General features: G+C 69.6%; 10 protein-coding genes. 5 read left to right on the forward strand and 5 right to left on the reverse strand.

Annotation, left to right across the window (positions count from 1 at the left end; translation table 11 throughout):
* Positions 1 to 111: 111 nt before the first annotated feature.
* Both ACZ5WE_RS30960 and ACZ5WE_RS30965 read right to left on the reverse strand, forming a co-directional pair.
* Positions 112 to 351, reverse strand: coding sequence for a hypothetical protein (locus tag ACZ5WE_RS30960; protein ID WP_467689502.1), 240 nt, complete (start codon positions 349 to 351; stop codon positions 112 to 114).
* Positions 352 to 477: 126 nt separating this feature from the next.
* Positions 478 to 3,756 carry a S41 family peptidase gene (locus ACZ5WE_RS30965; protein WP_467689500.1) on the reverse strand — a complete coding sequence of 1,093 codons (3,279 nt, stop codon included), beginning with the start codon at positions 3,754 to 3,756 and terminating at the stop codon, positions 478 to 480.
* Positions 3,757 to 3,943: 187 nt separating this feature from the next.
* Between ACZ5WE_RS30965 and ACZ5WE_RS30970 the strand changes: the two genes are divergently transcribed.
* On the forward strand, positions 3,944 to 4,534 hold the full coding sequence (locus ACZ5WE_RS30970; RefSeq protein WP_467689498.1) for a TetR/AcrR family transcriptional regulator: 591 nt from the start codon (positions 3,944 to 3,946) through the stop codon (positions 4,532 to 4,534).
* A gap of 108 nt (positions 4,535 to 4,642) precedes the next feature.
* Positions 4,643 to 6,880: an MMPL family transporter gene (locus ACZ5WE_RS30975; RefSeq protein WP_467689496.1), complete on the forward strand. Its 2,238-nt coding sequence runs from the start codon at positions 4,643 to 4,645 to the stop codon at positions 6,878 to 6,880.
* A 6-nt stretch (positions 6,881 to 6,886) separates the two neighbouring features.
* Here the strand turns inward: ACZ5WE_RS30975 and ACZ5WE_RS30980 are convergent, their stop codons facing one another.
* Positions 6,887 to 7,240, reverse strand: a complete 354-nt coding sequence (locus ACZ5WE_RS30980) for an SsgA family sporulation/cell division regulator (RefSeq protein WP_467689494.1) — start codon at positions 7,238 to 7,240, stop codon at positions 6,887 to 6,889.
* A gap of 203 nt (positions 7,241 to 7,443) precedes the next feature.
* Between ACZ5WE_RS30980 and ACZ5WE_RS30985 the strand changes: the two genes are divergently transcribed.
* The 3 genes from ACZ5WE_RS30985 to ACZ5WE_RS30995 are packed head-to-tail and all read left to right on the forward strand — an operon-like array spanning position 7,444 to position 10,047.
* Positions 7,444 to 8,511 (forward strand): energy-coupling factor ABC transporter permease, encoded by a 1,068-nt coding sequence (locus ACZ5WE_RS30985; protein ID WP_467689492.1) that lies wholly within the window; start codon positions 7,444 to 7,446, stop codon positions 8,509 to 8,511.
* A gap of 1 nt (position 8,512) precedes the next feature.
* Positions 8,513 to 9,274: a cobalt ECF transporter T component CbiQ gene (gene cbiQ, locus ACZ5WE_RS30990; RefSeq protein WP_467689490.1), complete on the forward strand. Its 762-nt coding sequence runs from the start codon at positions 8,513 to 8,515 to the stop codon at positions 9,272 to 9,274.
* Entirely contained in the window at positions 9,262 to 10,047 is a 786-nt protein-coding gene (locus ACZ5WE_RS30995) for an energy-coupling factor ABC transporter ATP-binding protein (protein ID WP_467689488.1), read from the forward strand. The genes cbiQ and ACZ5WE_RS30995 overlap by 13 nt, the downstream gene beginning before the upstream one ends.
* Here ACZ5WE_RS30995 and ACZ5WE_RS31000 read toward each other — a convergent pair.
* Together ACZ5WE_RS31000 and ACZ5WE_RS31005 are read right to left on the reverse strand one after the other, a co-directional pair.
* Positions 10,016 to 10,645 carry a hypothetical protein gene (locus ACZ5WE_RS31000; RefSeq protein ID WP_467689486.1) on the reverse strand — a complete coding sequence of 210 codons (630 nt, stop codon included), beginning with the start codon at positions 10,643 to 10,645 and terminating at the stop codon, positions 10,016 to 10,018. The two genes, ACZ5WE_RS30995 and ACZ5WE_RS31000, sit on opposite strands and share 32 nt — an antisense overlap.
* On the reverse strand, positions 10,645 to 14,358 hold a 3,714-nt coding region (locus tag ACZ5WE_RS31005; protein WP_469157304.1), incomplete at its 5' end, for a DUF6531 domain-containing protein. The genes ACZ5WE_RS31000 and ACZ5WE_RS31005, both read right to left, overlap by 1 nt.

The raw sequence follows: 14,358 nt of genomic DNA on the forward strand, positions 1-14,358 counted from the left end.
CCACCTGGCGGTGGGGCGGGTCCTGCGGGGGCGGGCGCCTGCCCCCGGGGTGCCACAGCGGTGGGGCCCCCGGCGTCCCAGGGGCCCCACTGGTCAAAGCTCAGCGCAGCGTCAGGCGTCGTAGTCCTGGTTGAACTTGTCCTGCTGCTCCTGCGCCGCCCGCTGCGCCTCGTCCGGGGACTTCGCGGAACGCTCCCGCGACTTCTCCTGGGCCTGCTGGCCGCGCTCCTGCGCGTCGTCACGGGCCTGCGAGGCGCGCTCGCTCGCCTCGTCCTTCTCGCTGCCCATGGCGCCCTTCGCCTTGCCGGCGAGGTCGTTGGCCTTGTCCTGGAACTGGTCCTTGATACCCATGCGGGTTCACTCCTAGAGGGTGAGGTTGGAAGGGCCTCGACCAGACTTACATGAGGGCGCGAACCTCGCATTTCGATCAATTACGGGTGGTTGCGAGCCTCGACGAGGCTCGGCCACCCCCCCCGTCTACCCCCGCGGCGGCAGCTTCGGTCGATGGCGGTCCGGGACGTCATCGAGGCCCGGCGGTTCCGCCGCCGGCTGTTGTTCCAGGAGGTCCAGCGCCACCTGGACCGCGTCGTCGAGCTGGGCGTGCCGCCCCTCGGCCCAGTCAAGGGGCGTGCGGAGCACCTCCAGGTCCGGGGACACGCCATGGTTCTCCACGGACCAGCCGTACGCGTCGAACCATCCCGCGTTCATCGGCACCGTGATGACCGTCCCGTCGCCGAGGACGTGCCGCCCGGTCATCCCCACCACGCCGCCCCACGTGCGCTGGCCCACCACGGGGCCGAGGCCGAGCAGCTTGAAGGCCGCCGTGATCATGTCGCCGTCCGAGGACGTCGCCTCGTCGGCGAGGGCCACCACCGGGCCCCGGGGCGCGTTCGACGCGTACGACACCGGCTGGGCGTTCCGTGTCAGGTCCCAGCCCAGGATCTTGCGCGTCAGCTTCTCGACCACCAGCTCGCTGATGTGCCCGCCGGCGTTGCCGCGTACGTCCACGAGCAGGGCGGGCAGGGAGACCTCGAGCCGCAGGTCGCGGTTGAACTGCGCCCAGCCGGACCCTCCCATGTCGGGGATGTGCAGGTAGCCGCACTTGCCCCCGCTCAACTCCCGTACGACCTCACGCCGTTTGGCCACCCAGTCCTGGTAGCGCAGGGGGCGTTCGTTGATGAGCGGGACGATCGCCACCCTCCTCGACCTGCCCTCCCGCTCCGCCGGCTGGAACGTCAGCTCCACCGTCGTACCGCCCGCGGCGGCGAGCAGCGGGAAGGGGCCCGTCACCGGGTCCACCGGGCGGCCGTCGATGTGGGTGAGGATCGCGCCCTCACGGATGCCCGCGCCCGCCAGCGGTGAGCGCGCCTTGGAGTCGGACGAGTCGCCGGGGAGGATGCGCTTGACCAGCCAACTGCCGTCCCGGCAGACGAGGTTGGCGCCGAGCAGGCCCATCGCCCGCTGGTAGTGCGGCGGACCTTCGTTGCGGCGCGCTGGGGAGACGTACGCGTGCGAGGTGCCCAGTTCGCCCAGGACCTCGCGGAGCAGGTCCGCGAACTCGTCGGGGGAGGCGACCCGTTCCACCAGCGGCCGGTACTGGTCCAGGATCGCGGGCCAGTCGATGCCGCACATGTGCGGCTCCCAGAAGTAGGCGCGGATGAGGCGGCCCGCCTCGTCGAACGACTGGCGCCACTCGGCCGCGGGGTCGACCTCGTGCAGGATGCGGCGCAGGTCGATCCAGGTGGTCGTGTCGCTGTCGCCGGACTCCGTCGACGGCACCGCGCGCAGGTCGCCGTCGTCGACCACCACGAGCCGCGAGCCGTCACCGCTGAGTGCGAACTGGTCCAGGTGGTCGACCAGTTCGGACTTCTTGCCCTTGGTGATGTTGAAGTACTCCAGGGTGGGCCGCCCGGAGGTGTCCGCCGGGTTGGCGAACGTCTCGCCGAGCGCGCCCGAGATCGGCCAGCGCATCCAGACGAGGCCGCCGCCGCTGACGGGGTGGAGGGCCGAGTACTTGGACGCCGAGACCGGGAACGGGGTCACCCTGCTCTCCAGGCCCTCCACCTCGACGATGGCGGACCCGGCGGGCGAGAGGCCGTCGGCCGGGTCGAGGCCGCCCGCGGCCGGGCGGCCGTCGGGGGAGAGCGCGAAGGGGGATGGGGTCGCCGACGACAGGGGAACGAGGTAGGGGCGGCAGCCGAGCGGGAAGGACAGGTCGCCGGTGTGCACGTCGTAGACCGGGTCGAAGCCGCGCCAGGAGAGGAAGGCGAGATAGCGGCCGTCGCTGGTGAAGACCGGGTTCTCGTCCTCGAAGCGGCCGTTGGTGACGTCGACGATGATGCGGTGCCCAGGACCCTCGATGCGGGCCATCTTGATGTGGCGCAGGGACCGCCCGATGCCGGGGTGGGACCACGTCAGCCACGAACCGTCCGGCGAGAACGCCAGGTCACGCACGGGACCGTTGACGGACCGGATCAGCTCCGTCACCTCGCCTTCGCCCTCCTCGGTGGCGTCGACGAGCAGGAGCCGCCCGTCGTTCGAGGCGATCGCGAGCCGTTCGCCCTCGGGGTCGGAGAGCAGCTCCAGGACCCGGCCCAGCTGCCCCTGCGCCAGCCTGCGCGGCGCGCGGTCGCCGCTGGCCCGCGGCAGATAGGCGATCTCGACGGCGTCCTCGCCCTCCGCGTCGGTGACGTAGGCGACCTGCCCGCCCTTGCCGAGCATCTCCGGGAGCCGGACCCGCACGCCCGGTGTGTCCGTGATGGTGCGGGCGGGCCCGTCCCGGTGCGTGAGCCAGTACAGGCTGCCGCGTACGACGACGGCGCTGGCCCGGCCCGTCGCGTCCACGGAGAGCGAGTCGATGTGCTGCGCGGCCGGCACCTGGTAGATCCGCCGTCCGGCGCGCGGCCCGCCGAGGCGCACGTCGAGGCGGCGGGGCACCGAGTCGGCGGACAGGTCGTCCACCAGCCAGACGTCGCCCGCGCACTGGTAGACGACGCGCGCCCCGTCACTGGAGGCGTGCCGGGCGTAGAACGCGTCGTGGTCGGTGTGCCGTCGCAGGTCGGAGCCGTCCGGCAGACAGGAGTAGAGGTTGCCGACGCCCTCGTGGTCGGAGAGGAAGGCGATCCTTCCGTCCACGAACATCGGGGCGTCCAGATGCCCGTCGAGGTCGGGCAGGATCTGCTCCCCGTGCACCCACAGGCGGCCCGTGGCGCCGCCGCGGTAGCGCTTCCAGGCGGCGGGCTCGTGCGGCGGCTTTCCGGTCAGCAGGAGCGTCTTGCGCTCGCCGTCGATGTCGTTGACCGCGATGTCGTACACCGGCCCCCAGGGCAGCGTGCCGCCGGGTGATCCGTCGGTCGGCACGCTGTAGGCCCAGCAGAAGTACGAGAAGGGCTGGCCGTGCGAGGAGACGGCCAGGATGTCGCCGTCGGGTGACCAGCCGCAGACCCGGGTGTCCGTACTCCCCCAGTAGGTGAGGCGCCGGGCCGGGCCGCCGTCCACCGGGGCGAGATGGATCTCCGGGTCGAGACTGCGCCACGTCGTGTACGCGATGTGGCGGCCGTCCGGCGAGAAGCGCGGATGGCTCACCTTGGTCCGGTCGACGGTCACCCGCCAGGCCCGGCCCGCGGGGGCTCCGTCCGGGCTCAGCGGGGCCACCCAGAGATCGTCCTCGGCCGCGAAACAGAGGCGGTCGCCGCTGAGGTGCGGAAATCGCAGGTAGGCGTGGTCAGCATGGGCTTCATCGCGCGCGTCGGTCACTTCACCATGCTTTTCCGGGGCGGGGGGCCCGGCAACTCGTATCAGGGGGAAAAGGCTCATATCAGGGAGAAAAGGAGGGGAACGGGCATGCGACAGGTGACTCAGCACACGTACGAAACGGTTTCGTTTCGTTAAGCTCGCGGGTACAGTCATGGCGTACGACACAGTTTCGAGGAGCGGAGGGATCATGGCTGAGGCGGCAACGGCGCGGCGCAGTCGGATCACACCCGAGCGCGAGGCCGAGCTCTACGCGGCCGTGCTCGACCTGCTCCGCGAAGTGGGGTACGAGGCGCTCACGATGGACGCCATCGCGGCCCGCACGAAATCCAGCAAGGCCACCCTCTACCGCCAGTGGGGGAGCAAGCCCGAGCTGATCGCCAGGGCGCTGCGGCACAACAAGCCGGTGTCCATCGAGGACATCGACACCGGGTCCCTGCGCGGCGATCTGCTGGAGATGGCGAACCGTTCGGACGACTGTCAGATGGAGCGGGACGCCGCGCTGATGCGGAGCCTGTTCCACGTCATTCACGGGAACCCCGAACTCCACCAGGCGCTGCGGCAGTTGCTCATCGAGCCGGAGATCACCGGCCTGAACGCACTGCTGCGCAGGGCCGTGGAGCGGGGTGAAGTGGCCCCGGACAACCCTGCGTTGGGCTTCGTCATCCACATGATGGTCGGCGGCTTCGTCGCCCGTGACCTGATCGAGGACCGCACGGTCGACCGTGCGTTCCTCCGTTCCTACGTCGACGCCGTGATCCTCCCCGCTCTCGGCGTCTGACCCGACTCCCTCACAAGTTCACCCCCTGCACCTGACGCGACCGCTCACGTCGTCGGGCTGATCCCCCCTGCCCTGTAGACCCCACGACCTGACCGGGAGTACGCCCTCGTGGCCACTTTCCTCTACAAACTCGGCCGACTCGCCTTCAGGCGACGGCACTTCGTCGCCCTGATATGGGTGGCGCTCCTGACGCTCGCCGGCGTCGGCGCCGCGTCCGCGCCCACCGCCGCCTCCAGCTCGTTCTCCATTCCGGGCACGGAGGCCCAGAAGGCCTTCGACCTGCTCGAAGAGCGCGCACCCGAAGCCAGCGCGGACGGTGCGAGCGCCCGTGTCGTCTTCAAGGCGCCGGACGGCGAGAAGGTCACGGACGCGGCCAACAAGTCCGAGATCGAGAAGACCGTCGCCGCGCTCAAGTCCGGTTCGGACGAGGTCGCGCGGGCGGACAGCCCCTTCAAGACCAAGACGGTCAGCAAGGACGGCTCCACGGCGTACGCGTCGGTCTCGTACAAGGTCACCTCGATGGAGCTGAACGACGAGAGCCGTGACGCCCTTGAGAAGACGACCGACCAGGCGCGGGAGTCCGGGCTGACGGTCGAGGTCGGCGGTGACGCGTTGCAGGCGATGCCCGAGACCGGGGCCACCGAGATCATCGGCATCGCGGTCGCCGCCGTCGTCCTCGTCATCACCTTCGGCTCGCTGATCGCGGCGGGTCTTCCCCTGCTGACCGCGCTGATCGGCGTGGGCATCGGGGTCTCCTCGATCACCGCGCTCGCCAGCGCGCTCGACCTGGGGACGACGACCTCCACGCTCGCGATGATGATCGGCCTCGCGGTCGGCATCGACTACGCGCTCTTCATCGTCTCCCGCTACCGCGGTGAACTCGCCGACGGGCGGGACCGCGAGGAGGCGGCGGGCCGTGCTGTCGGGACCGCCGGTTCGGCCGTGGTCTTCGCCGGGCTCACGGTGGTCATCGCGCTGGTCGGCCTCGCCGTGGTGAACATTCCGATGCTCACCAAGATGGGCTTCGCGGCGGCCGGCACGGTGGTCATCGCGGTGCTCATCGCGCTCACCCTGATTCCTGCGCTGCTCGGTTACGCGGGCAGGAAGGTCAAGCCGACGGGCGAGAAGAGCAAGGTCCTTGGCGGCGGCCGTAAGAAGGCCGAAGCCGCGGCGGACGCCGAGCCGAAGGACAACCTCGGCACACGCTGGGCCCGCTTCGTCGTGCGCCGCCCGTTGACCGTGCTGCTGGTCGGTGTCATCGGCCTGGGCGCCGCAGCGCTGCCGGTCTCCTCCCTCGAACTGGGCCTCCCGGACGACGGCTCGCAGCCGACGTCCACGACCCAGCGCAAGGCGTACGACCTGGTCTCCGACGGATTCGGCCCCGGATTCAACGGCCCGCTGATGACGGTCGCCGACCTCAAGGGAAGCGACGACCCGAAGGCCGCCGCAGGCGAGATCACCAAGACGATCTCCGGACTCGACGACGTCCTCTCGGTCGCTCCGCCGATGATCAACAAGGCCGGCGACACGGCGATCATCAGCGTCGTCCCGTCCTCCAAGCCCAGCGGCATCGAGACCGAGAACCTCGTGCACGCGATCCGCGACGCGGGCGGCGAGATCAGGTCCGACACCGGTGCGAGCGTCATGGTCACCGGCACGACGGCCATGAACATCGACGTCTCCGAGAAGCTGAACGACGCCCTGCTGCCCTACCTGGCCCTGGTCGTCGGCCTCGCCTTCCTCCTCCTGATCGTCGTCTTCCGCTCCGTCCTGGTCCCGCTCAAGGCGGCCCTCGGCTTCCTGCTCTCGGTCCTCGCGGCCCTGGGCGCGGTCGTCGCGGTCTTCCAGTGGGGCTGGCTCGGTTCGCTCTTCGGCGTGGAGCAGACGGGCCCGATCATGTCGATGATGCCGATCTTCATGGTGGGCGTCGTCTTCGGCCTCGCGATGGACTACGAGGTGTTCCTCGTGACGCGCATGCGAGAGGCGTACGTCCACGGGGAGCGCCCGGGCCAGGCGATCGTGACCGGCTTCCGGCACGGGGCACGCGTGGTCTCGGCGGCGGCGGTCATCATGATGGCGGTCTTCGCAGGCTTCATAGGCTCCAGCGAGCAGATGGTGAAGATGATCGGCTTCGGGCTCGCGATCGCGGTGTTCTTCGACGCGTTCATCGTGCGGATGGCGCTGGTCCCTGCGGTGCTCGCGTTGCTGGGCAGGAAGGCGTGGTGGCTGCCGGGGTGGCTGGATCGGGCGTTGCCGAATGTTGATGTCGAGGGGGAGGGGCTGCGGGACCTCGAAGCCTCGGGCACGCGGGGTTCGGACGAGGACCGGGAGCTCGAGCGCGTCTGACCGGGGTCAGTGGGCCACGGGGGTGGTCGCGTACGTGCGGCGCAGGAAGCGGATCAGCGCCGAAGCGTCGAACTGCACGACCGCCACCCCCTGCGCCGAGTGGAACTCCATGACCGCCTGGACCCGCCCACAGGGCCAGATGTGTACGTCGCCGCTGGTGGTCGGGGCCCGCAGGCCCTGTTCGAGCAGTTGCCTCGCGAAGGTCCACTCGAGGGAACCCTCTTTGGCACCGGGGAGGCCGATCCGCACCGACTGCGGGTCGGCCTCCGGGTCGTACCGCAGGACGGCGGGGACGGTGAGCTGGTCTTCGGGGGAGTCCGTGACGACGTGGGCGCGTGCGAACTGCTCTACTGCGGACATCGCCGAACTCCTCACCATCACGTGCTTTCTGCCCTCTAATGTCCCATATATTCCGATTCCTGCTCCAGGTGTGACCGGGATAACTGGGTAGGCGCTGGGTAGGCACCGCTCTTGCAACCCATTCGCAATAAAGCACTATCATTGAACGGTTCACGAGCGATCCGCTCTGCCTTCTTCTTCCTGTCCTGCCCAGGAGCGCGCGCATGCATGTCCCCGACGGATTCATCAACGCACCCGTCTCCGCCGCCACCGGGATCATCGCCGCCGGAGCGGTCGCGATCAGCCTCCGAGGCGCACGACGCGAACTGGACGAACGGACGGCACCGCTCGCCGGCCTCGTCGCCGCCTTCATCTTCGCCGTGCAGATGCTGAACTTCCCGGTCGCGGCCGGGACCAGCGGACATCTCCTCGGCGGGGCCCTCGCCGCGATACTCGTCGGCCCCTATACGGGTGTCCTGTGCGTGTCCGTCGTACTCCTCATGCAGGGCGTCCTCTTCGCCGACGGCGGCCTGACCGCGCTCGGCGTGAACATCACGGACATGGCCATCGTCACGACCGTCGTGGCCTATCTCACCTTCCGCGGCCTGGTGAAGGTGCTCCCGCGCACCCGCCGCTCCATCACCGCGTCGTCCTTCGTCGCCGCGCTGATCTCCGTGCCGGCCGCCGCGATCGCCTTCACGTTCCTCTACGCGCTCGGCGGCACGACCGACGTCTCCATCGGCAAGGTCGCCACCGCCATGGTCGGCGTGCACGTCCTCATCGGCATCGGCGAGGCGGCGATCACCGCGCTCACCGTCGGCGCCGTCATCGCGGTCCGCCCCGACCTGGTCCACGGCGCCCGAGGCCTGACCCAGAAGCTGAAGCTCCGCGTCGGCGGCGAGCTGGTAGACGCCCCGGAGACGGTCGAGGAGCCCGCCCCCGTCGCCGCCGCCCGCTCGCACCGCAAGGTATGGATCGCCGGCCTGGTCACCTCCCTCGTCCTCGCCGGCTTCGTCAGCTTCTACGCCTCCGCGAACCCCGACGGCCTGGAGAAGGTCGCCGCCGACAAGGGCATCGACAAGAAGGCCGAGGAGCACGCCACCTCCGACTCCCCCCTCGCGGACTACGGCGTCAAGGACATCACCGACACCCGCCTCTCCGGCGGCCTCGCGGGCGTGATCGGCGTCGGCGTCACCGTCGTCGCGGGCTCGGCGGTCTTCTGGGCGCTGCGGCGCCGCCGTTCGACGGACACGGACCCGGCGTCGACGGCCTCCGTATCCGAGAACTCCTGACATGGGCGCGGGCCACGCCCACCGGCTCTACCGCCCCGGTCACTCACCCGTCCACGCCCTGCCTCCGCACACCAAACTGGCGGCGGTCTTCTGCTTCGTGGTCGTGGTGGTCTCCACGCCCCGCGAGGCGATGTGGGCGTTCGGCGGCTACGCGGTGCTGCTCGGCGCGGTGGCCTACGCCTCCCGTGTCCCGCTCCCCTTCCTCCTGAAGCGACTGCTCATCGAGGTGCCGTTCGTGGCGTTCGCGGTGCTCATGCCGTTCGTGGCGGAGGGCGAGCGGGTCGACGTACTCGGCGTGTCCCTGAGCGTGAACGGCCTCTGGGGCGCCTGGAACGTCCTGGCCAAGGGCACGCTCGGCGTCGCGGCATCGGTCCTGCTCGCATCGACCACCGAACTGCGCGCGCTGCTCCTCGGGTTGCAGCGCCTGAAACTGCCGCCGCTGCTCGTCCAGATCGCCTCGTTCATGATCCGCTACGGCGACGTGATCACGGACGAGATGCGCCGCATGAAGATCGCACGCGAGTCCCGCGGTTTCGAGGCGCGGGGCGTGCAGCAGTGGGGCGTCCTCGCGAAGTCCGCCGGAGCGCTCTTCATCCGCTCGTACGAGAGGGGCGAGCGGGTACACCTGGCGATGGTCAGCCGGGGTTACGCGGGCTCGATGCCGGTGATCGACGAGGTCACGGCCTCGCGTGCACAGTGGACGTACGCCTTCGCCCTGCCGGGCACCGCTCTTGTCGTCTGCCTGCTGGGATGGACCCTATGACTGCCGCTGCTCCCTCCTCCCTGGAGGTCTCCGGCCTCGCCTTCGCCTACCCCGACGGGCACCAGGCGCTCTTCGGCGTCGACATGAGAATCGACCGCGGCGAGCGGGTCGCGCTGCTCGGCCCGAACGGCGCGGGCAAGACGACGCTCGTCCTGCACCTGAACGGCATCCTGACGGGCGGCGCGGGCACGGTCACCGTCGCCGGCCTTCCCGTCGGCAAGAAGCACATGGCGGAGATCAGGCGCCGGGTCGGCATCGTCTTCCAGGACCCGGACGACCAGCTGTTCATGCCGACGGTGCGCGAGGACGTGGCGTTCGGCCCGGCGGCGGCGGGGATGCGCGGCCCCGAGCTGGAGGCCAGGGTCCACAAGGCCCTCTCCCAGGTGGGGATGGCAGAGTTCGCGGACCGCCCGCCGCACCACCTCTCCTTCGGCCAGCGCAGGCGGGTCGCGGTGGCGACGGTCCTCGCGATGGAGCCGGAGATCCTGGTCCTGGACGAACCGTCATCGAACCTGGACCCGGCCTCACGCCGCGAACTGGCCGACATCCTGCGCTCGTTGGACGTGACGGTCCTGATGGTCACGCACGACCTGCCGTACGCCCTCGAACTGTGCCCCCGGGCCCTGATCCTGAGCGAGGGCGTGATCGCCGCGGACGGGCCCACGGGCGAACTCCTCGCGGACGAGACCCTGATGGGCGCGCACCGGCTCGAACTGCCCTTCGGCTTCGATCCGAAGAGCGTCAGAAGCCCCACGGGTTGGGGTGGGGGGTGAGCGCCGGGTCCTCGGACCACACCAGGCGGGCCTCGACGTCGGCGGCGCGCTCACCGAGGAGCTCGGTCAGGCGGTCCACGGCCCAGCCGTTCCAGTGGACGCCGCCCGGGAACTGGGGCAGACGGAACGCGGGCAGGTCACGAGGCACGGCATCCGGCAGGAAGACCGCCTGTTTGAACTCGCCCGTCGTCTTCTTCGGTTTCGACGACCTCCGCAGGTCCACACAGTCGACGATGCTCTCGACGAGGTAGAGCACGTACTCGCCCGGATCGGATGCCCTGGGGTCCGCGCTCACGATGGTGACGGGCAGCAGCCGTCCCGCCCTGAGCAGTTCGTCCAGCCATTGATCCGCGACACGTTTGCTGAGCGCCGGGGCGCCGGGAGTGCCGGAGGGGAATTCGGATGCCCGCTCCTGCGGATCCCCGATCCATTCACCGCTGATCGAAGTCGGCGCGTCCGCGGGAACGGATCCGTTGATCTGCCATCGGATCAGGCCGACGAGCGAGCGGTCGTACTGGAGATTCCGCACGGCTGTCATGCGGGGCATCAGCCGGTATACGGAAAGCGGCTTTTCGGCGTTCGAATCGTTCTCAGGCATCACGGCGCCGTCCAGGAAGCGCCGGGACCAGGTTGCCCGGTCGAAAGTTCCGACGAGACCTCCCGGCCGATGCTCCGGAGTTCGCGACGAAGTTCCGTACGAATCGCTCGGTCGCCGAATCCGCGGGCGAGACGATCCGCCTCCACCGCGTGGAGACGGTCGTTGAGACGGTTGAGGAAAGGCCCGCGGTGCGTGTAATTGTGCGGGCTGGGATGCCCGAGCGGGATGCCGTTGGCTGCGTCATTGACATTCACTCCGTATCTGTCCAGAAGGGCCCGGCTTCGGACGCCAGGTGCCCAGTGGCCGTATGTACCACCCGATGGCACGAGGTGAGCCGCTGCCTCACCACGCGCCGGGCCGCGACCCTCCCGTCGCATGTTCCTGCGCAGCCGCCGTGCGTTCTGCCGGCAGGTCAGAAGGCCCAAATAGTCTATCCAACCCAGCGGATTGAGCACATAAGCCCGGGGGTTGGGTCCGGCGTCCATTCCGAGCGGGTCGGGGCTGATGTAGAGCGCGGTCGCGGGGTCGTAGTGCCGGAAATAGTTGTAGTGGAGCTGGCTCTCGGGGTCGAAATACTGTCCGGGAAAGCGGAGCGGTGTGTAGGCGGCCGCCTGGTCACTCCAAGCGGTGATGCCCCACAGCGTGGCATCGCCGTGCCAGGCGATGTCACCTGATTCGGAGACGAGTTCCGTGGGCGTGCCGACGAGATCGGTGACGATCGCGAAGAAGCGTTCATCGATGACCTCCTGCGGGGCATCGGCCGATACCCGGCGTTCCGTCTGCGACACCGGGCGTACGCCGTCGCGGTCCCAGGTGAGCGTGACCGCTTCGGGCCCCGCGGCGCCGATGGAGGTCGTGGTCTGCTCGACGAGGTGCGGCCCCTCCCAGGTGAAGAGCACCTCCTCGACGACTTCCAGGTCCGCCGCACGCGGATGCGACCCGACGGTGTCCCCCGGGGCCAGCCGTTGCTTCGCCGTGCGACGCCCCACCGCGTCGTAGAGGTAGCGCCAGACCGACCCGTCCGGTGTGACCACGGAGGTGAGGCGGTCCTCGGCGTCCCAGCCGTAGCGCCAGACGTCCGCCTTGCGGGACAGCCGCGTCTTGCGGCGCAGAACCACACGTCCCGCCGCGTCGTACTCGTAGTGCACGGAGCCCGCGCCGGTCACGCGGTTGCCGCTGTAGGAGCGCTCGCCGCGTGCCTCCTCGTCCGGCATCCGGTCGGGCCAGGAGGCCCGTGTCTGGTTGCCGGCGGCGTCGTAGGCGTAGGACTCCGTCCAGTCGGCGGCGTGCACCCCCGTGACATGACCGCTCGTGGCCAGGTCGAAGGTGCGACGGCCGGTGTTCTGATCCTCGAGGACGGTCAGATTGCCGTCGGGCCGGTAGGTGAAGGACTGCGCCTTCAGCGGTCGTGCGGCGCCCGGTGCCGTCAGGACCTGCTTGGTGACCCGGTCGCCTGAGTCCCAGGTGCGCCCGATCCTGGGCCCGTCGGCGCCGAGCCGCCGTGAGGTCTCGCGGCCGAGGGCGTCGTACGAGGAGGAGAAGGTGCGGCCCGACGCAGTGAGCGTGGTGCGGTTGCCGACCGCGTCGTAGGTGTACGCCGTGGTGACACCCGACGGTGTGGTGCGCTCCGAAGGGCGGCCCGCCGCGTCGTAGGCGATGCGCAGTACGCGCTCGTCGACGGCCTCGCCCGTGATGCGCCCGCTCCGGTCGTACCGGTAGGTGAGCGTCGCGTCCGGGCCCGCGGCCATCAGGAGCCGGCCCGCGGCGTCGTTGGAGTAGGTGGTCGTTCTGCCGTCGACGGTCTTCGAAAGGGGTGAGCCCACGCTGTCGTACGTCAGGGCGATGACCTGCCCGAGTGGGTTGGTCCGGCTCGTCAGCCGGCCGACAGCGTCATAGGTGTACGTGAGCGTACGTCCGTCGAAGTCGGTCTCCGAGGCGAGCCTGCCCGCGGCGTCGAACTCGTACTCCCAGGTGAGGCCGTGGGGGTTGGTGACCCTGGTGAGCCGCAGTTCGGTGTCGTGCGTGAACTCGTGGCGCACGCCGTCCGCGGTGGTGCGCGAGGCGAGCAGACCGAAGGGGGCGTACGAGAAGTGGGTGACGCGGCCCACCGCGTCGGTGTGACTGAGCCGGTTGTCCTCGTCGTCGTACGTCCACGACTCGGTGGCGCCGTCCGGGTCCGTCCTGCGTGCGAGATGGCCTTCGACGGTCCACGCCAGCGTCGTGGTGGCGCCCATCGGGTCGGTGGCTTCGGCTATTCGGCCGAACGGATCGTAGGTGACGTACGTGACCGCGCCGAGCGGATCCGTTTCCGAAACCGGCAGTCCTGCCGCGTTGTTGACGAATCGCTGTGCGGCGCCGGTCGCGTCGGTCACCGAGGTCACGGCGCCCGTCTCGTCGTGCGTGAACAGGGTGGTGGCCCCGTCGGGCGCGGTGACCGAGACGCAGTTGCCCCGATCGTCGTATTCCTGCCGCCAGACCGCACCGTCCTGGGCTGTCTCCTCCACGGGCACGTTCAGGGAGTTGTAGCGGGCGGACGTGCGGGTGCCGTCCGGCAGGTGGACGGCTGTCCGGTTGCCGGACGCGTCCCACTCCATGCGCGTGGTGTGGCCCAAAGCATCGGTAGCGGAAAGCAGTTGGTCACGACGGTCCCACTCCATGACCGAGGTGTTGCCGAGCGGGTTCGTCTCGGCGATGAGCTGACAGGCGTCGTTGAACCGGTAGACCGTCGTGTGACCGAGAGAGTCGACGGCAGTCGTCGTCCGTGTCCGGTCGGCCCTTTCGTTATAGGAGAAGGCGTAGTTGAGGATTCCCTCCATGCCGTACGTCGCGGTGCACCGCCCTGAGGCGTCGTACTCGTAGCGATACCAGGTGCCGTTGCGGTCCTCCCACCCGGCGATGCGGTGAGCGTCGTCGTAGGACAGCCGCTGCGGTCGCTCCGATGACGTGTAGATCTCCACGAGGTCGCCACGCTCGTCGTATCCGTAGCGCATCAGCGTGGGTCGGTCCGGGTGACTGGCCAGGGTGAGCGTGGCGACACGGCCGTTCGCACAGGTCACCGCGATGCGGTAGCCGGCGTGATGGGCGATCTCCTGGGGCAGGCCCCAGGCGTCGTACGTGAAGGTGATCGTGTTGCCGTTGCGGTCGCTGATCCCGGCGAGGGGCAGGGCGGTCGGCGGCTGACCCGGCAACGGCCGGAAGCGCAGTGTCGTGCCGGTCTCCGGCTGGTGCACAGTGAGCTCGCCACCAGGGGCCCCGTCCCAGCTGAGGGGCCAGTTGGGCCCTTCGAGGGGTGGCTCGGCACCGGCTCCGGCCACGGGTACGGGATAGTGCAGGATCATCCCGTCGTCCGTGGCGAACTGCACTCCCGTCTCGTCGAGTGACAGCCGTTGGTCGAGGGTGGAGGTCCAGCTTGGGCCCATGAAACGACCACTGCGGATGCTGCTGCGGTGACTGCGCTGGAAGACGAGCGGAAGTTCGCCGGGGAGCTCGATGTCGGTCGCGGCCATCACCATCTCTCCGGTAGCCATGTCGACCGGGTCGCCACAGGTGAAGAGCTTCTTCATCTGCCGCCCCATGGCCTTGAGACCGCCCTTGAGACCCATCCTCATGCCCTTGAGCCCCTTGGCGAGGCCGCGGAGGCTGGTCAGTCCCTTCATGCCGGGTATGCAGTCCAGGGCGGCGAAGGCGACGTCGAGTAGGCCTGCTTCTCCGTT

The organism is Streptomyces sp. NPDC033180 (genome assembly GCF_055577645.1).

What these genes read in the sequence shown, in the direction of transcription:
- ACZ5WE_RS30960 (WP_467689502.1), bottom strand. Translation starts at nt 351, where the DNA reads ATGGGTATCAAGGACCAGTTCCAGGACAAGGCCAACGACCTCGCCGGC.
- ACZ5WE_RS30970 (WP_467689498.1), top strand. Translation starts at nt 3,944, where the DNA reads ATGGCTGAGGCGGCAACGGCGCGGCGCAGTCGGATCACACCCGAGCGC.
- ACZ5WE_RS30980 (WP_467689494.1), bottom strand. Translation starts at nt 7,240, where the DNA reads ATGTCCGCAGTAGAGCAGTTCGCACGCGCCCACGTCGTCACGGACTCC.
- ACZ5WE_RS30985 (WP_467689492.1), top strand. Translation starts at nt 7,444, where the DNA reads ATGCATGTCCCCGACGGATTCATCAACGCACCCGTCTCCGCCGCCACC.
- cbiQ (WP_467689490.1), top strand. Translation starts at nt 8,513, where the DNA reads ATGGGCGCGGGCCACGCCCACCGGCTCTACCGCCCCGGTCACTCACCC.
- ACZ5WE_RS30995 (WP_467689488.1), top strand. Translation starts at nt 9,262, where the DNA reads ATGGACCCTATGACTGCCGCTGCTCCCTCCTCCCTGGAGGTCTCCGGC.
- ACZ5WE_RS31000 (WP_467689486.1), bottom strand. Translation starts at nt 10,645, where the DNA reads ATGCCTGAGAACGATTCGAACGCCGAAAAGCCGCTTTCCGTATACCGG.